This is a genomic window from Veillonella parvula (assembly GCF_042850485.1).
GTDB classification, from domain to species: Bacteria; Bacillota; Negativicutes; order Veillonellales; family Veillonellaceae; genus Veillonella; species Veillonella parvula_Q.
On sequence record NZ_AP031417.1, the window covers coordinates 1562886 to 1580000 of the forward strand.

At 36.5% G+C, this 17115-nt stretch carries 25 protein-coding genes and 3 tRNA genes; 4 read left to right on the plus strand and 24 right to left on the minus strand.

Annotated features, from left to right (window positions below):
* Position 1: 1 nt before the first annotated feature.
* The 22 genes from ACGHIY_RS07030 to ACGHIY_RS07135 all read right to left on the minus strand — a co-directional run bounded on the left by ACGHIY_RS07030 (position 2) and on the right by ACGHIY_RS07135 (position 12815).
* The gene (locus ACGHIY_RS07030; RefSeq protein WP_390525417.1) at positions 2-865 is read right to left on the minus strand and encodes a hypothetical protein; all 864 of its coding nucleotides are present in this window, start codon (positions 863-865) and stop codon (positions 2-4) included.
* Positions 852-1589, minus strand: coding sequence for a ParB N-terminal domain-containing protein (locus ACGHIY_RS07035; protein ID WP_390525418.1), 738 nt, complete (start codon positions 1587-1589; stop codon positions 852-854). The genes ACGHIY_RS07030 and ACGHIY_RS07035 overlap by 14 nt, the downstream gene beginning before the upstream one ends.
* 28 nt (positions 1590-1617) lie before the next feature.
* A tRNA-Ser gene (locus ACGHIY_RS07040) sits at positions 1618-1707 on the minus strand.
* A gap of 198 nt (positions 1708-1905) precedes the next feature.
* The gene (locus ACGHIY_RS07045) at positions 1906-2427 is read right to left on the minus strand and encodes a DUF1492 domain-containing protein (protein WP_390525419.1); all 522 of its coding nucleotides are present in this window, start codon (positions 2425-2427) and stop codon (positions 1906-1908) included.
* A gap of 14 nt (positions 2428-2441) precedes the next feature.
* Positions 2442-2729, minus strand: a complete 288-nt coding sequence (locus tag ACGHIY_RS07050; protein WP_390525420.1) for a hypothetical protein — start codon at positions 2727-2729, stop codon at positions 2442-2444.
* Positions 2726-3172 (minus strand): hypothetical protein, encoded by a 447-nt coding sequence (locus tag ACGHIY_RS07055; RefSeq protein WP_390525421.1) that lies wholly within the window; start codon positions 3170-3172, stop codon positions 2726-2728. The genes ACGHIY_RS07050 and ACGHIY_RS07055 overlap by 4 nt, the downstream gene beginning before the upstream one ends.
* Complete coding sequence (locus ACGHIY_RS07060) at positions 3172-3351, minus strand: hypothetical protein (RefSeq protein ID WP_390525422.1); 180 nt, start codon at positions 3349-3351, stop codon at positions 3172-3174. Before ACGHIY_RS07060 ends, ACGHIY_RS07055 begins: the two co-directional genes overlap by 1 nt.
* A 1-nt stretch (position 3352) precedes the next feature.
* Positions 3353-3805 (minus strand): hypothetical protein, encoded by a 453-nt coding sequence (locus ACGHIY_RS07065; protein WP_390525423.1) that lies wholly within the window; start codon positions 3803-3805, stop codon positions 3353-3355.
* Between the two features lie 4 nt (positions 3806-3809).
* Entirely contained in the window at positions 3810-4190 is a 381-nt protein-coding gene (locus tag ACGHIY_RS07070; RefSeq protein ID WP_390525424.1) for an SAM-dependent methyltransferase, read from the minus strand.
* A 148-nt stretch (positions 4191-4338) separates the two neighbouring features.
* Entirely contained in the window at positions 4339-4770 is a 432-nt protein-coding gene (locus ACGHIY_RS07075) for a hypothetical protein (RefSeq protein ID WP_293909489.1), read from the minus strand.
* 250 nt (positions 4771-5020) lie between these two features.
* Positions 5021-5677 (minus strand): ATP-binding protein, encoded by a 657-nt coding sequence (locus tag ACGHIY_RS07080; protein ID WP_390525425.1) that lies wholly within the window; start codon positions 5675-5677, stop codon positions 5021-5023.
* On the minus strand, positions 5655-6641 hold the full coding sequence (locus tag ACGHIY_RS07085; RefSeq protein ID WP_390525426.1) for a Lin1244/Lin1753 domain-containing protein: 987 nt from the start codon (positions 6639-6641) through the stop codon (positions 5655-5657). Before ACGHIY_RS07085 ends, ACGHIY_RS07080 begins: the two co-directional genes overlap by 23 nt.
* Before the next feature lie 228 nt (positions 6642-6869).
* Positions 6870-7754: a recombinase RecT gene (locus ACGHIY_RS07090; RefSeq protein ID WP_390525427.1), complete on the minus strand. Its 885-nt coding sequence runs from the start codon at positions 7752-7754 to the stop codon at positions 6870-6872.
* On the minus strand, positions 7754-7909 hold the full coding sequence (locus ACGHIY_RS07095) for a hypothetical protein (protein ID WP_390525428.1): 156 nt from the start codon (positions 7907-7909) through the stop codon (positions 7754-7756). Before ACGHIY_RS07095 ends, ACGHIY_RS07090 begins: the two co-directional genes overlap by 1 nt.
* A 16-nt stretch (positions 7910-7925) precedes the next feature.
* Positions 7926-8867 carry a YqaJ viral recombinase family protein gene (locus ACGHIY_RS07100; RefSeq protein ID WP_390525429.1) on the minus strand — a complete coding sequence of 314 codons (942 nt, stop codon included), beginning with the start codon at positions 8865-8867 and terminating at the stop codon, positions 7926-7928.
* Between the two features lie 4 nt (positions 8868-8871).
* The gene (locus ACGHIY_RS07105; RefSeq protein WP_316138866.1) at positions 8872-10482 is read right to left on the minus strand and encodes a PcfJ domain-containing protein; all 1611 of its coding nucleotides are present in this window, start codon (positions 10480-10482) and stop codon (positions 8872-8874) included.
* 4 nt (positions 10483-10486) lie between these two features.
* Complete coding sequence (locus ACGHIY_RS07110; protein ID WP_316138867.1) at positions 10487-10834, minus strand: hypothetical protein; 348 nt, start codon at positions 10832-10834, stop codon at positions 10487-10489.
* A gap of 25 nt (positions 10835-10859) precedes the next feature.
* Positions 10860-11396, minus strand: coding sequence for a hypothetical protein (locus ACGHIY_RS07115; protein ID WP_390525430.1), 537 nt, complete (start codon positions 11394-11396; stop codon positions 10860-10862).
* 324 nt (positions 11397-11720) lie between these two features.
* A complete protein-coding gene (locus tag ACGHIY_RS07120) occupies positions 11721-11930 on the minus strand; it encodes a hypothetical protein (RefSeq protein ID WP_390525431.1) in 210 nt (69 codons plus the stop codon).
* Positions 11927-12121: a hypothetical protein gene (locus ACGHIY_RS07125; RefSeq protein ID WP_390525432.1), complete on the minus strand. Its 195-nt coding sequence runs from the start codon at positions 12119-12121 to the stop codon at positions 11927-11929. Before ACGHIY_RS07125 ends, ACGHIY_RS07120 begins: the two co-directional genes overlap by 4 nt.
* Before the next feature lie 106 nt (positions 12122-12227).
* The gene (locus ACGHIY_RS07130; RefSeq protein WP_390525433.1) at positions 12228-12536 is read right to left on the minus strand and encodes a hypothetical protein; all 309 of its coding nucleotides are present in this window, start codon (positions 12534-12536) and stop codon (positions 12228-12230) included.
* 36 nt (positions 12537-12572) lie between these two features.
* Positions 12573-12815, minus strand: coding sequence for a helix-turn-helix transcriptional regulator (locus ACGHIY_RS07135; protein ID WP_039965104.1), 243 nt, complete (start codon positions 12813-12815; stop codon positions 12573-12575).
* A 122-nt stretch (positions 12816-12937) separates the two neighbouring features.
* Between ACGHIY_RS07135 and ACGHIY_RS07140 the strand changes: the two genes are divergently transcribed.
* The 4 genes from ACGHIY_RS07140 to ACGHIY_RS07155 all read left to right on the plus strand — a co-directional run bounded on the left by ACGHIY_RS07140 (position 12938) and on the right by ACGHIY_RS07155 (position 16590).
* Complete coding sequence (locus tag ACGHIY_RS07140) at positions 12938-13324, plus strand: helix-turn-helix domain-containing protein (RefSeq protein WP_008601738.1); 387 nt, start codon at positions 12938-12940, stop codon at positions 13322-13324.
* A 225-nt stretch (positions 13325-13549) separates the two neighbouring features.
* Positions 13550-14119: a zinc-ribbon domain-containing protein gene (locus ACGHIY_RS07145; RefSeq protein ID WP_390525434.1), complete on the plus strand. Its 570-nt coding sequence runs from the start codon at positions 13550-13552 to the stop codon at positions 14117-14119.
* A 13-nt stretch (positions 14120-14132) separates the two neighbouring features.
* Positions 14133-14876: a type II toxin-antitoxin system PemK/MazF family toxin gene (locus ACGHIY_RS07150; protein ID WP_390525435.1), complete on the plus strand. Its 744-nt coding sequence runs from the start codon at positions 14133-14135 to the stop codon at positions 14874-14876.
* Positions 14877-15081: 205 nt separating this feature from the next.
* Positions 15082-16590 (plus strand): recombinase family protein, encoded by a 1509-nt coding sequence (locus ACGHIY_RS07155; protein WP_390525436.1) that lies wholly within the window; start codon positions 15082-15084, stop codon positions 16588-16590.
* Here ACGHIY_RS07155 and ACGHIY_RS07160 read toward each other — a convergent pair.
* Both ACGHIY_RS07160 and ACGHIY_RS07165 read right to left on the minus strand, forming a co-directional pair.
* Positions 16553-16629 (minus strand) — tRNA-Arg (locus ACGHIY_RS07160). The genes ACGHIY_RS07155 and ACGHIY_RS07160 overlap by 38 nt on opposite strands.
* Before the next feature lie 112 nt (positions 16630-16741).
* Positions 16742-16817: transfer RNA gene (locus ACGHIY_RS07165), tRNA-Trp, on the minus strand.
* Between the last annotated feature and the right edge of the window lie 298 nt (positions 16818-17115).

Sequence of the window (17115 nt, forward strand, 5' to 3'; positions counted from 1 at the left end):
CTTAACCCCCTTTCGATTTTTTCCACCTTTGATTGAGAATTTTAGGTGTGCAACAATCCCAATTAACACGATGATGCATCCTCATATGCTTATCACCCATTGCAGCAACTTTAACGCATGAAGGCGAATACATAACAGAATAGAACGACTTAACATAAGTACCACTATCGAGGTACATTTCTGTTAAGCCCCCTTTATTCTTTTGTGTCTGGCCTTGATTTAACATAAAATCCATCGTCGTGAATATTAAATGTCCAGTTTCACCATATCGAACATACATAGTTGTATCTTCATTAATACGGCCATAAAACTTGAAAGGCCTATCAGTTCGACAGAAAAAACTATTCATGGCTTTACGTAGTAACTTCTTTTTGAAGTTACCATTATCTACACCGCCAATATAATCGCCAACTTGTGCCAATGCTACTGTAATTGCACCTGTTTGGTCTAAAAATTTTATCATAGCCATAAAAATGTCATCCAGTCGTTTTGTTGTATATGACAATAGTTTACCATTGCACTCATATCGATGAGCAAAAAGGTTGTAATCATCATCCAACACTAAAAAATTGATAAGTCCCATTTCTTCGGCAATAGTATGACAATAATTTCGAGCATAGATAACACCTTTTAATTCCGGTTCAAGATCAGCAGGGTCTACAAATGCTGCGGCATCTTTTTTACTAAACACACGCACAATATCTTCACCATACTTATCAATGTAAGAGTTGCGCATATCGTCCTCATCATCAATTATGATGTATATCTTACCTGTATACCCTTGATTAATTAAAGTTTGGTATGTTTTAACGTTACCAGCTCGACCATGACTCAAAATAAATGCTGCAAAATTATTGTCCATCATTTTCATCACCTAAAATCTCTTCAAGGCTGCTAGATAGCTGTACATACCCATTTTTAATGGCATCATCATAATCAATAATAACTAATGCTGACCGTTCCATAAGATCCTGCATTTCAGCACTAGCGTTTGCATAATATTCAGCAATTCGCTTGTAATTAAATTGATTATGTCGTTGAGCCGCTTTCCTTAGAAAATCTTTTTCCGTATCGCTCAGATTGCTATCTTCAATCTCCATTAACAAAGCTTCTGTTTTTAAATCATCAATACAGCTTTCGAGCGGTACTACTTCGCCTGACGGCTCGTATTGAGGAATATTAATATCAGTAGTGTAGGTATCATCAACCTCATCAAGGACCTCTGTATTATCTAAAAACCCGAATTCCGACATATCAATTTCGAGGATTCCTTGCAATTCCTCCATCATAGCATCAGGATCCCACGTAGCGAATTCAGATACTTTGTTATCGGCTAATCTAAATGCTTTCACCTGTTGCGGAGATAAATCATCGGCCACAATACAAGGAACTGTATCCAATCCTAACTGTTGAGCTGCCCTGTATCGAGTATGACCTGCAATAATCACATTTTCTGCATCAACTACAATAGGCACTTTAAACCCAAATTCTCTGATTGAATTGGCTACCGGTTGCACCGCTACATCATTATGCCTAGGATTATTATCATATGGCTTTAATTCTGATAGTTGCATTTCAACAATATTCATGATGATTCCCTTTCTATAATTTAATATATGGCGGTAGAGGTAGGATTCGAACCCACGCACGCATTATACGTCTATCTGCTTTCAAGGCAGTCCCCTTTGACCTCTTGGGTACTCTACCATGTAAATTTAGGCATGAAAAAAGGACACCTGATTCGGTGTCCTTTTCACAAAACTGTATGCAAGAAGGTGTATATAGTCGTGTCGATTTCGTTATTAGGAGCCACTTACAATTTATCGACACTATCATTATAAAACACCCATAATGACATGTAAATGACAGTTTTGTGACAATTTGTCAAGTTTTGATTGCATACAATTAAACTGCTTGGATTCCCCATATTAATAATGCCATGTCGTTCTCCGCCTGTTCTAAATAGCGATATACTGTCCGCTTTTCAACATTCAATTTGTCAGCTACAGCATCGACATCTAGCTTATCAATGTAAAAATACACAAGCGATTTAAAGTACGGTTGATTGCGATAATTACATTGTTTTCGATATACATCAAGCATATTATCGACATGCTCTAATATCAATTCTGTACGACGCTTGCTAGCGAGAATAGATTCAACACGCAATACTCCTCTACGGTTAAACAACTCCGTTAAAAGTAACTGCAGATCAGTCGGAACACTGCTTTCAATGTCAGCTATGGCATTTTCACAATGCTCTTTAAGCTCATTGTACCCAGCTAATAGCTTTTTTGTATTCTTTCTTGCCTGCTCCCGCTTTTTAGCATGGTCTTTTTCAATCCGCTGCTCATAAATTTCTATAGCCGTTTCAGTGGCTAATTTGACAACCGCATCAATATCAGTTATCGCCTGCGCCTGTTCCAATTCTAACACCCCCCCTATAATTTGCTTTGTGTAGCTAATGTATTACGCTGCTTTTTGCACCAATTAATGGATCTGTTATGAAACCCTGTTAAAAACCCTCTAATCGGAGTAAAGTCCTCTGCAGTTTCTTTTTGCAAATCATCCAAGAACTGTAATTGTAATTTAGCTTCATATTCAAGCATATTTTGTGTTTCATCCAATACCGACACAGCACCTGCAAGAATCATCTCATCAGATATGTTGTATCGGCTATCTAATAATTTTAGTAGCTTAACCAACGCTATATATATTGCTCTTTTCATAGCTCCACCAACTCAGCATGATCCCATTCACTTACGCAATGTTTTGGGCTACTCCATGAAGTCCCGCCATGAGACCACGTTAACACATACCCATTTTTATATCCTGCAAAATGTCTTTTTTCTTTTGTCGTTGATGCATGATTCCATACACGAACAGGTGTATCAATAGGAATGTTTTCCCAGTCAACTATTCCCAGCTTTTTGCGAATATCAATCATAAAATATTTATCGCCCAAAAGCTCTTTTGCCAAATCTTCTTGGTAGCTATCAAGGACTTTGTAAAGTCCATAATATTCAAGGCAATTCTCATTTTTATCAAACCTAGGCTCGTTCTCACAGATACAAATCGGTCCATTTGCACTCATCTTAAACAAGAAATTAAACTTGCCATTTTGGTATAGATATTTTAAAAAATGTATTCTTCCTTCATCTGTTAAATGCATTATTCAACCTCACATCCAACCATTAACTCGACACGTTCTTTAAAATTAAATTCAGGCTCGTCTTTTTGATGCACGACATACTCAATTTCGTTACCGCCGAGCATTTCATCATATATGATTACTTCAATATCATCATTTTTAACTTTATTTAACGCCTCTTTTAGTTCTTTCACTGTCATGCTAATGCCACCTATTAACCCATTTCATACATCCAATTCGTAAATAATTAATTTTATCTTGATCGGTTAGCTCAACTGCATTGTTTCTCGGTTTAGATTTTTTATAAAAACATTTAACAGCTGTCTCATCTATCAATATTAAACCAGCACCACATATATTTAACTTCTTATCAATTTCGTCCTTGTTTTTATCATAAACGCAAGACGGAATGGCGTAATAAAAATTTCTAACATTAGGGTGATCGTGAAAAGTTACTTTTTTAAAATCGGCCCTAAAGTCTTGAATGCTTATTTTTATTTCTACCTCGGTAAGATAATTCGAATTTCTACCGAAATAAATTAAATCGGCCTCATATTCCCTTTTGCCTTTTTGATACATCAATACATTAGGAATACATATATTTTGTAAAAATAGATGTTCCCCAAGAATAGATTGTATATCACGCTCTGTCATTAACTCACTCCTTAAAAAATACTAGCCATATCGTCTTACCCCTGCGTTGACCAATTAGCGGTTCACATGGTAATAAAGTTTTTACCATTGGCAATGTGATTTGTTCCTCGTTCCACTTAAAAATCATGGTTCCGTTCCGCTTTAAAACTCGCCAGCACTCAGCTAAACCTTGCTTAATATCTTCTTTCCATGATGTATCTAATCTTCCATATTTCAATTTTAAAAATGATGTATCACCAACTTTCAATAAATGTGGTGGATCAAAGATAACAAGATGGAATGTTTCATCATCAAATGGAATACTACGGAAATCTGCTAATATGTCAGGAGAAACAATTAACTTCCTACCATCACATAGCGTTGTATCTAATGTTCTCTTATCCATATATACAGTGTCTTTGCAACCAAAACATCTTAGAACCGCAACATGCATCTAGTATTTTATAAATCACCACTAACAGTCCTCACATTCAATAACATAATTAGGCGGAGATAGCACAATACATTTTCCTTGCTCATCAGTAAAGAACCAGCTATCGTTTGGCTCTTTTTGTATTCCTCCTGTCTCGCAACTCATATAATATCGTTCCCTCCTTTACTGGTATAAATTCAATTTCGACCCTACTATTCGCTTTATCGATTCCAACTATTTCAGATCCATCATAGTTTGCAACCCACATGTCATCGTCAATAATGCCAGCTTCAGTCAATATATCTGATGTAGCTTGTAATAGACCAACCAAGTCAGGCCAATGCGCCCAATTAGGCATATAATAGCGGCACCGTAAGGACACAGGGCCAGAATGGTACGCTCGTTTACGATAGAATTGCAACTGTTTAAGCGCTAATGCTTGATATTCCTCAAAGGCTTTTGATGGTAAGACACGAGGATATTTCCCAGCGTATACAACTCGCGAACTATTCTTTTTTGTTGCTGGTCGGCCGTAGATTACAAGCTTATTCATTTTTAATGCGTAACCCTTTCTTTTTCACTTAATACGCTACCTAATGCACGACGCATTTCAGCAGTAACAATATTTAAAAGTTCTTCCGGTGTTTTATTGACATTTTTGGATGCTAATTGAACTACCTGAGCAACACCTGCACAAAATCCAACTGTTAAATCAGTGAATTGGCCCTCTACGCCAACTTTAATGTAACCATTATCAAAAACTTCTATCTAAATCTTGGCATTTGGTTTCATTCTATCCCTCCTCAAATTTTTGAAATATCCAGCGGATCCCGTTTAGATTTACCGCAAAATCTAAGTACAAACGAAGTACCTTTTAATCTGTCATATAACCTGCCATCATACGAATTTTTGATTTGAGATATAGATAAATTAGATGTTATAATAATTGATTTTTCTCGTTCTACACGTTCAGATATAATTGATGTTACTTTTTGCTTTACCCATTCGCTAGAATACTCTGCACCAAAATCATCTAACACCAATAACGGTGTATTTTTTATCATGTTCTCAAATTTAAGGAAGTGTTCGGATGGCCCTTTACTTAAAACCATTAACGTATCAAACAGACTTGTCATGGAAATTAAATAGCCATTGTACCCTTGATTAATTGCAGTTCTCAAAATACTAATAGCTATACAAGTCTTTCCAGTTCCAACTGGCCCCATAAGTATTAACCCCTTACCATTTCGAATGTGTTCACTCAAATGTAAGGAATATCTAAAGGCATTGTTATAAGCCTCTTTATCCTCTGGTGGTGCCCCAAGTTCTTTGAGTTTGTCAAAATCCATATCTTTGTAACGACCTTTAATTCCATACCGACTCAGATCTTTTTGACGTTCAATTACAATAGGTGGAGCATATTCAGGTTTGTAAAACTCATAGCCATTCGCCTGTTTCATTTTCCCAGTCGACATCCGAGCCATCTGATTTTGCCTTAGGCGTTCTATTTCCTTTGCTACGTCTATTGCTTCCATTTCCCTTTATCACCTCCTCTTTAACCTTATTGTTAAGAATGGCTGTTATATATCCTATACTGCCTTTACCTCGCTCACTAGCAATAGATATGGCATTAACTACCTCATTAGCCCCAAAGTCAACGACTAAATCATCAATACGCTCTTTAGTAACCGAACTAATTTCTCCTATCTCGCTCATATAGACTCTATAAACCTTAGATTGAGTATCATTTAATTTAGTATCGGACTTTTCAAACAGATCATTTATGTCAATATCATCTGAAGCATTTGCTTCGTTTTGCTTCACTTCGTCGTGCTCATCAGTAGAATAGAATATAATATCTTTCTTTTCTTTCTTTTCTTTAGGCAGGTTTGCTAGCTTGCTAGAATTTTTGCTATGCCCATCACTAGCATTTGCTATATTTTGCTTAGCATTTGCTAAGTATTTGCTAGCTTTTGCTAAACCGCCTAAACGCCCGGCCTCTCTACGTTTTTCCAAAATTGCATTGGTTTTTGCTAAACGTTCTGCAGTTCTACGTTGTAAAGATGGAGACCAAAAATATGTGCCATCAGTATCTAATAAATTACAATCTTCAATTAATGATCGTATAAATTTTTCTACCAAATCTGGCAAATTAGCACTTGCTATATTTGCTACGTTTTGCTTAGCATTTGCTATATTTTGCTTCCAAAAAGCCAAATTGTCTGAGATTTGAAACGCTATAGCAAGCCCAGCAAAGGTGAATTTGTTATAAGGAAGTTTGCAATCTTCCTCAACAGCCAAGCGTTCAATTAAAATCCACCACCACGCATAGGACACCATGCCATGTAGCGAAATCATAATCATGATTTTAGGGTCACTTAATGCGCTTACATCGTGGCTAAAATAGTTTGTCAACTTAGCCATAACATCATCCCTCTACTTCCATCTAGTAACAAATATATCCATAACCGAGCACCCCAAGGCCTGTGCCCATCGAAATCGAGTTGAAGATTGAACCACATCTTTACCGCTCAACGCCTTCACAAGTGTTAGAGGCGAACAATGCGCCTCTTTCATAAAATCCAGTAACGTCATTTGCTTATTATGTAATAAGCGGTGAAATACATCACTCCGTAAAAACATATATCCCCCTTATTTATCAAACATTTCATTGATGTTATTATCATCAATTACTTCCCCTGTATCCGCATCAACAATATCATTACCAACCATAAAAGTATCACCAGCCGTATCTAATGTTTCGCCATCAAAGTCAGTAACCGTATGACCTTCACTGTCAATCGTAATAACACCGCCATCATTTTCTAATGCAGTAGCTAACGCATTAGATCCTTGCATTTCAATGGACAAGATACCGTATTTGCTTAGTAATCGTTTAAGTACAGTCTTAACAGCCATCGTATGGAAGTCAGTTAAGCCCCATCGATCTGTACCGCCCTTATAATTTTTAGAGTACTTTTTAGCATGGGCTTGCATTTCCTCAATATCCATATATAGGAACTTTTCAAACCCATTGATGAGCTTAAAATAAGCCATATATCCTATCACATCATTACCGGTACGTTCGCCGAATTCATATTCGCCTGTAAAGCGATTAACACACTTTACTTCGCCTTCATATACAGGTGCGGCATTGATAGCCTTATATTGCCCGGTTCTCATGGCTAGTTGTATATAGCCTTTGTAGCCCAACTGAAATTGAGCTTCATAACGGTTAGTCTTTCCATTGTGAAACGGAATGATATAAGCAAACCCAAAATTCTGATTTACAGGTAAGTTCATTGCAGCCGCCGTGGCACCAGCACCAATAATGGTGGCTGGGTCGGACTTCATCAATAATTCGTTATTATTAGCTACTGCCAATAAAGAGGAAATAAAAGCTGCCGAATTTTTACCAAGAATTTCGTTGAATCGGTTTTTAATATTGTCGTTTGACAACATACCTTTAAGAGAATTATCCTGCTTTGCAGGTGTTAATTTGCTTGTTTTTAGTGTTACATCTTTAGTTGTCGCCATTATTTAATATCCTCCTCAAATACGATTACTTTATTATCAAGATCAATTCGCACATTGCTAATATCTAGCTCTAATTCACTGCGAAAATCTAAAATTTTAACTTCATAATCATCATCGACTTTTTCAAGTAATGATTTAAGCCATTCTGCCGTCATAATAATATAGCCTCCATTATTTACAACTGAATTGATTCCGTACTGGATCATTTTTAATTACATATTTGCTAAAAATATCTGGGTAATCTGCTGCCAGCCCTTTTTTATCAAATCCATCAATGGCCTTTTTATATTTCCATGTGATTTTATGATTTTGGGTATAGCCCACTTCATTATTGGCTAATAGCTGGCATAGATTATTTTGAGCCTCTTTAGCCCGTTCCTCAGCGTCCTTTTTATCGGCCTTAGCCTTTAAATACTCTTCAGCATAAATATCGGCGGTATCTTCTAATTGAACTGATTCAGGCTGAGTGCTGGAATATAGTTGTCGCAATGCCTCTTGGCATGAATCAGATCCATCAATAGCTGGCATAGTGTCAGTTAATACAAAAGACCAGAACTCTTGCGCCGCTTCAATAATTGCTTCTATAACGTTATCGTTACGAGGGATTTCTTTATAATAATAATCATTGCCACCAACTAATGCAGCAATCCACCAACTCTTTTTACCAGTGACAGCCATATAGTGCTGACACTGAATGTAATAGGCATCGGGGACGCTGTCCCCTTGCCATTCATCCACTTTAAATGCGGAGGCTGTTTTGCACTCCAGCCCCGCATCAATTCCTACAATTTCCCGATCAATATTCGCCAATAAAAACGGATATTCAACGGATTGTAGTGTGAAATTATTATTTCTGACACTATACCCGGTACGAATAGCGAATTCGTCTGCAACAATGCTTTCAAGCTTCGTACCCCAATATGTAAATCGGTTTCCATCTTCCTCAGATGGCTTTGTCCGACCAGTCTTATCCATCCACACATCAAGTGCGGATCTATATTTACTTAGGCCTAGAATAGCGGCCATATCTGAGCCACCTATACCACTCTTACGAAACTCTAACCATTCCTCACGAGTGGCTTTATTAGCATCAAACACCTTTTTGTAAGCCATATAATTAAGCTCCCTTCTGCTTTTCAAACAATTTAACATCAATATCCGAAGTATTAGGTGCAATTCTATGGCGATACGCCCATGAAAGAACCTTATTATTGATAGTTTTGTTAGTATGCACTGATTTATTAGCATATAATTTTGCTTGCACTAGCAATGCCCCATTGCCTTTCAGGGGTTTTAATTCCAAGCAAGCTACAAATTTATTGGCTTTCTTAACACCCACAATAATGCATTGCCCCTGCTGAATCTTATTCGTGTAAGATCTAACACAGTTTTTAAGTGCAACACCAATGTTCACTAAATCTGCCCCCGTTTCAGGGATAACGAATTCTAATCCGTTTGACTTTTCAGCTAATCCATCGGCCTTTAGTAACTCCACATATTCAAAACGTTGTTTATTTAGAATATTAACCAGCTCATCATGTACATCCCTTAATTTGGGATGTGTTTCCCAGAATGATGCTTTGTTTTCAGCGTCTAACTGTGAATACATAGTTATAATGTCCCATTCAAAATGGTTGCTTAAAAACGGAATAAGCTGATTTTTATATTCCTGTCTAAACCGTTTCAAAAATACTAACGCTTGGGCATCATCAAATATTCTGAGTAAGACATGTTGTTTTCGGCTGAGTACATCTAACAATAATCGTTGCTCATTTATATCATCACTTAACATGACAATCCCTTTAAAAGCTGTGATTGAACCCGGATTTTTATGTAGCCAGCGACGCATGAATGGCTTTAAATCTGTTATGTTATGCCCCATAATTAAAGCATCATAGAACGAATGATAACGGCGCCCTAAGTTAATAACATCAGTGTTAATGGCTTTATTACCTGCTCTGCTCCATTCCCAAAGTTGAAAGGACAATGGTTTTGTTAATGCAGGACCATCAGGAAATGCCATTCGCCATGCCATATTGAAAATCATTCCAGCACCATACCCATGCTCATTAGATACTCCTGTTGCTTGATATACATCCTTAACCCTGTAATTGGTAATATTTGACATTCGTTTTTCAAACTCTAAACGAAGTACTTTAAACAACATTCTAAATTGCTTAGCATAATTAATCGCTGCAGATCTAGTTCTACATTGATGCAGCATGCCAACATATCCATATAGATTATTTGTAGTGCCTGAAATATGCTCTAAATCATAAATCTTGACTTTCTTTTCACCTTTTACATCATCAATAAAAAGAACCCTCAAATTTTTAAAATCAAACCGGATAGTTTGATAAAAGCGCTTAGGCTGTTTGATGAGCTGGTCGCCCATCAATACAACCTGATGTCCTTGCATTTGAAGATCAACCCATTCTTTACAGGAAACAATAGAGAATCTAATATCAATAGGAATTGCATCAGATTCATTAATAATAAGCCCTACATGTTCACGAGAAGGATTGGAACGATGCCCACAGAAAGGACATACATAATAGTGTGCTCGTGTACAGTACCCATTGCCCGGATGGTAATATTCAGGCCATGTAGCAGAGAATGAGGCGTCACAATCAGCATGATAGATTACAGTTTTGGGCGCTTGCCATCCCTGATAGCGAACTACACTATCATGTAATTTGGGAATTTCAAATGAATACAATATTTCCATAGCATCAACCAAATAAATCGTTAATATCAATATCAGTATTTACTTCTGCTTTAGCTGGTTCAGATGCTGGCGTAGAATCATTAGGCTTACTATTCGCTTTTTCTTTTAACTCTGCAGCTCGCTTCTTTCCACCAGCCTGCTTGTCATTAGCTGCAGCCTTTTTATCGGCTTCACTAACTATATCAATAGCCTTAATAATAGATTGTGATGCTTTAATAACCGCATTATTGTAATCTAGGGCCTCTTGGAACTCATTAGCATCCTCAGGCGATAATTGCATCGCCCGTTCCAATGTTTTATTATCAGCCTTTAATATTTCCACAACTCGTGTGTAATTGCTCTTATTGTTCATGTATATACTCCTTCTTAAACAAAAATTAACCAATTAATGTAATTAGTTCAGCTGCTAATTCTTTTGTTAAATTATCAACTGTAATTTTATTGCCCGGTACTTTATGTTTGCCCATTAACGCCATATATGGTGTTAATCGATTTGCTTGGTCTGCTAATAACCATTCTTTTGCCTTATCAATTAAGGCCTGTTTCTTTGCAGTTTTATCATCTTCAACTGCATCCTGAGCGGGCTCCTTAACTTCTACCTGTTCTTGCTCTACTACGGGATCTTCTTTTGATTTTGCATCATTTGTTGTTTTTTCAACAGATTTAATGTCGGTTACCTCTTCTACAATAGGCTGCTTAATCTCTGTAGGCTCACCCGGAGTGGCTTCCATTGAGGTTAATTTAGCTACATCACAATGTGGCGTTACTACTTCTTTAGGGGAAGTACTTGCTGCTGTTTTAGCTTTTTTAGTAGGCTCAGCTTCTGTAATAGATCCATTCATTAATTCGTTGTACTCGCTAATTTTTTTTGCTAAATCTTTTGGATTTTTGAATTCGATTGTAAATTGGTTCATGATATTACTCCTATTAAAATTTTCTTATGATATAATGTGATTAGGTTATTATTTACCTAGGGTTGTGCTTGTTCCAGCAAGTGCAGCCCTTTTTCTTTGCTTAGCTCTCATTCGTAAATGAGAGGAGTGGCAGTCTTTACATACAGTAACCACTTTGCCAATGGCTGTATTGTAAAGGCTATAGGTTATATTTGGGGTAAGCTTACACCCACAGTGATAACAACGTTTCACCATCGAATTAACGCCTCCCCGGTTACCCACCAATATGCAATGCCCCATACTAGCAACATAAACAACGTACCAAAGATAAAGCCTTCAACTATGTCAGCAAGCTGAGGGGCCATCATATTCCGCCTCTCGGATCTGCGACGTCGATATTGTGTAATTCGGTAATGTCGCCATTTCAATGCTTCCGTTCTGTCCACCATTTGCATGATATTCTTCCCTCCATTCTTCAAATTCTTCTAATATCCCGGGCTGGCTAAAAAAATCAATCATATCTTCAACCAGCCACGGCCTTACATCCCAACTCATTCAAAATCACCACCTGCATTGATTGGTTTTACATCAATATTCGTAGCAGTAATAATGATTTGAATATCATTTCTGCCAAATGCTTTGAGCGTATCTCGGATATCACTCATTTGATCCAGCGTTCCAAGTGGTAAATCGCCAAGCATTGTTAAAGCATCTGACATCTTCAAATCTTTCTTTAAATTCGACATTTTACACTCCTTACATACCCAATAATGACAATATGCTAGCTACTAATGCTGTAATTAGCGTAATATTCATGCCTAAATCGATTAACGACATAATGTTCACCTCCTTTTATAAATCAAGTTCAAATTTAATAGTGTACAGTCGATGCAAGTATTCTTGATTTCGTTCAAGAGTCTCTTGCTTTGACCTCTTTGTAGGGTAATTGTAATCGTAAATTCCTTCTTTAATATCTACGATTACCTTTTCTATCTTTGTGACGATTTTTTCAAATTCGCTTTTGGTATAAGCCCAGTGAGTAACAACAATCATCCCTGTACGTTTGTAATAATCCTTGATGCAATCCATCGGTGGAAAATCACAATGTTTATATTGCATTTCTTTCACGGTTTTAAAGCCCCAACCTGCTTTGTAATTCATATCACCCTCCTGAATATAGTTTCAATTAGTAAACTTTTAAGTTAAAAAAATATCTTGCATATTTAATTTAGGATATCTTTCTTTAAACTTTGTAAATATAATTCCCATTTCCTTTTGACTAAACTTGCGGTGTCCATTTTCTTTTAAAGAGTATGCAGCTCTTGAAATAGAAAGCATATTTGCAACTTCTTGCTGACTAAAATTCAGCTCTCGTCTAAACACAGCCAGCTTGTTATATGACATTATCTCACCTCCTTTTTTGTTTTCATTTTGTAACATCTTATGACCTCATTATAGTTTGCAATTAGTAACAAGTCAAATAAACTTTTTATAAAAGTTTTCAATGAGTAGTTTTATTTTTGTTTACAATTTGTTACAATCAACCTAAGGAGGTGTTCTAAATGAAAACATTAGGCCAACGCATCAAGCAATTAAGAAAATTTCAACATTTAACAGGCGATGAGCTTGGTGAAAAATTAAATGTAGGCCGTTCAGCAATCTCACTTTGGGAAACAGATGCAAGAATGCCCTCTGCTGAAATGATTAAATTAATTGCCAACGTTTTCAACGTTTCTATCGATTACCTCCTAACGGGTGAACACCCTACTACGGATGATGGATATTATTATGATCCGGAGGTGGCGGAATTAGCGGAGGAAATAAAAAATGACCCCGATTTGCGGTTGTTATTAGACGCAAAACGGAGCCTATCAAAAAGCGAGATGGAAAGTATTATAAATATCACGAAGTCGTTATTACAAAGGGAGCGGGGGGACGATTACGAGTGATTATAGTTAAGCTAGTAAATTTACCGACTGGCTGCGGGGGATATGTTAGAAAAAACGAAGATGATACCTATACAGTAATACTGAATGCAAAATTATCGCATGCAGAAAATCAAAAAACTTATTTGCATGAACTGAGCCATATTAATTTTGCAGATCATGATTCACCGCATAAGGTCAATTATATAGAATCATTAAGACATCATCGTTAATAAAGGGGAAATGTTTATGTATTGTTCAAATTGTGGTTCTAAACTAGATGATAATATAAAATTTTGTTCTAATTGTGGGACACCTGTAACGGGTAATCCCCCACCTGCTCCATTGCCGAATGTACAACCAGTGAATGAGATGCCATCTATGCCGGAGTATCCAAAAGAGGTTAACGGGGTAACATTCAATGCAGTACAGGTGGCACTAGATACTAGATTATTCGAAAAGTCCGGATTTACCGCCACAATAGAAACAGCTGACGAGATTAAGAAAATTACAGGAGCGGGCATGCTAAAATCCTCAAATGCAGCGACCCAAATGTTTAATGATTCATCATTAAAAAGTATTGTTATGGCATATCAAAGCGGCCAGCCCCTATCTATAAATATTAACGTTGATGACGGACAAATACGGTGCCCGAAATGCCATTCAACACAAATCGAAATTGATAAACAGGGTTTTAGCGGAACCAAAGCATTAGTTGGCGGATTATTAACAAGTGGTATAGGATTGGTTGCCGGATTTCATGGTAAAAACAAACGAAAAGGCGTATGCTTAAAATGCGGGCACAAGTGGAGCATATAAAAGGGAGATTTATATGGATTTAAAGAGGCCAGAAAACAAGGTTACCTTAATTGATAAAATTAAAACTCTAGCAAATGATATACGTACTTTTTTGATTGTCTTAGTAAATCAAGATCACCATAAAGCGGCCCTAATGTACTATTGGTTACGTAATTATTTACAATACATAAAACAAGAGGAGGCTTTCGACGCTAAGTATTTTCCAGCATTTCAACCCGGTCATATTGTAAAAGTAGATTTTGGCTTTGGAATAGGTAATGAATTTGGTGGACTTCATTATGCAATAGTATTAAGTCCAAGCACAAACAAGAGTGGTATGGTTACCGTTGTGCCTCTAAGATCACTGAAACCACATAAAGAAAAACCAACTACATTATATAAAACAGACATTTATTTGGGATCTGAATTATTTACAGTTTTATTTTCCACAGCAGGGAAATTACTAGATACATGTAGTGCAGAGGTAAGGCGATTAGAAAATATCGAAGTTGGAACATTATCCAAATCTCAATTACACACTCTCACTGAACAGATTGAAAGTGCACATAAAATGTTAATTAAACACGAAATAATTATGAAAGAAGTGGCACGATTAAATTCAGGTACAGTAGCTGTGGCCTCACAAGTTCGCACAGTTAGCAAAATACGAATTCAAAACCCTACATGTAAACAAGATGCCCTTTTTAATATGCGAGTGGAGAAGCATGTAACGGACAAAATCCGCCAAGCAATTAAGGAAATTCACGGTATAAAATAGAAAAAATGCAATAAAAGTTGTAATTTTCTACAGAAAAATTGACAAATTTGTTGATTTTTTTATACAAAAAATCTATAATATAAGAACAAAGAGGTTAAGCCTCAAACTAAAATTATTATAAGCGGTTTAGCCGCAAAAAAGATAAGGTCTTGTTCTTATACGTTCAAGGCCTTATCTTTTTTTATTTGTCATAAGGAGCGAACATATGAGCGAAACTACTCAAATAGGTGTTATTTATGCCCGGTATTCCTCGGACAAACAACGGGATGAATCTATAGACGGCCAAATAAGAGAATGCATGGCCTATGCGGAGCGTGAAGGAATCACAATAACAAATACATATATAGACCGTGCTTTGAGTGCTAAAACGGATGATAGACCAGAATTTCGTCAAATGATCTTAGATAGCAATAAGCAAGCCTTTAATTATGTGCTGGTATATCAATTAGATAGATTCAGTCGAAACCGATATGATAGCGCTATATATAAAGCAAAGTTACGAAAAAATGGGATACGAGTTATATCCGTTAAAGAAAATATTAAAGATGACCCTAGTGGTATCATCCTTGAATCGGTATTAGAAGGCATGGCCGAATATTATTCAGCAGAATTGTCACAAAAAGTAATGCGTGGAATGACTGACAACGTATTACAGGGTAAATGGGTAGGCACTGTTGTCCCCTATGGATACAAATTATCTAATAATAGGCAGCTAGAAATCAACGAACATGAAGCCAATGTTGTACGTAAATTATTTGATATGTATTTACAACGTCATACACTTAGCGAAATGGCGTCCTATATGAATGCAAATGGACATCTAACCCATAAAGGCAAGCCATTCAATACAAACAGCATTAAGGCCATTATTAGCAATGAAAAATATATAGGAGTCTATTCTTGGGGATCAGAACGCATAGAAAATGCTATTCCCCCTATCATAGATAAAAATATATTTGAAAAAGCACAGCACAAACGAAATTTACGTGCTAAAAAGAAAGGCAATCGAAGTGAGCTATACCAACTATGCGGAAAGCTAGAATGCGGACGTTGCGGAGGAAATTATGTGGGCTCAACGGGTACATCTAAAACAGGTGCCCTGCACCATTATTACGTATGCAGCAATAGACGTCGCAAAAATGCTTGTAAGGCTCAAAATATTAGACGAGATGCCCTTGATGATATTGTCATAAGCCAAACCCTTGCGATACTAAATAAACCTAATGTGGTTAATAAAATAGCTAAATATGCTGCCAGCTCAGGTAAAAATCTTCAAAGCGAAACTGTTGCACAAATTGATATAATTGACGCCCATATTCGTGATTTGAAAAAATCATTAGACAATTATATGACAGCCATTGCAAATGGATTCATTTCTGATGTATTAAAACACAGAATTGAAACTACCGAACAAGAATTAAAAGACCAAATTGAGATAAAAACGAACCTCGAAAATACCATTATCCCTGTAGAACTTACTGAAGATCATATCCGTTTCTTTTTGCTAAAAATGGCAAAAGAAAATCCTAGCACCCTACGTGGGCGTGCTAGGATTATAGAGGCTTTTGTTCATCATGTAACTATATATGAAGATCACATTGAAATTGTCTTTAATTATAAAAACGAACTTTCAGAGTTCCATGATAAAACTCTTGAAAGTTCGCTTTTAAATGATTTGGTGACCCAGAAGGGATTCGAACCCCTGGCCTTTTGATTCGTAGTCAAACGCTCTATCCAGCTGAGCTACTGAGTCATGTACAAGGTACTCACTTATATTAACATAATGATTGCGGCTACGCAAGCATTTTTTAATATTTTTTGAGTAATTTTATGGACATGCGGTCCGAAGACCGCCATCCAAAATTTGGCAGGGGCAGTAGGACTTGAACCCACAACCAACGGTTTTGGAGACCGCTACTCTACCAATTGAGCTATACCCCTATGTTCATCAAGCTTTGCTTGATACTTGATTAGTTTAACAAATATTACATACTATGTCAAGAAATATAGGCTTATTAATCAATAAATAATAAGAAATATTAAAGGAAAAGAGCCCTCTTTCAAGGGCTCTTATGTCTACTTAACTTTTACCTTTATATATACGGGAGATGGTATATATAATTAGAGAGTTTTGTATATGTATTGTTTTGTTTATACACAGGGAGAGTATTGTTGTGTATTTAAGTGTTGTTTTATGTGTTGTATTGTTTTGTGTTGTTTGTATTATTTGTAAAAGGGA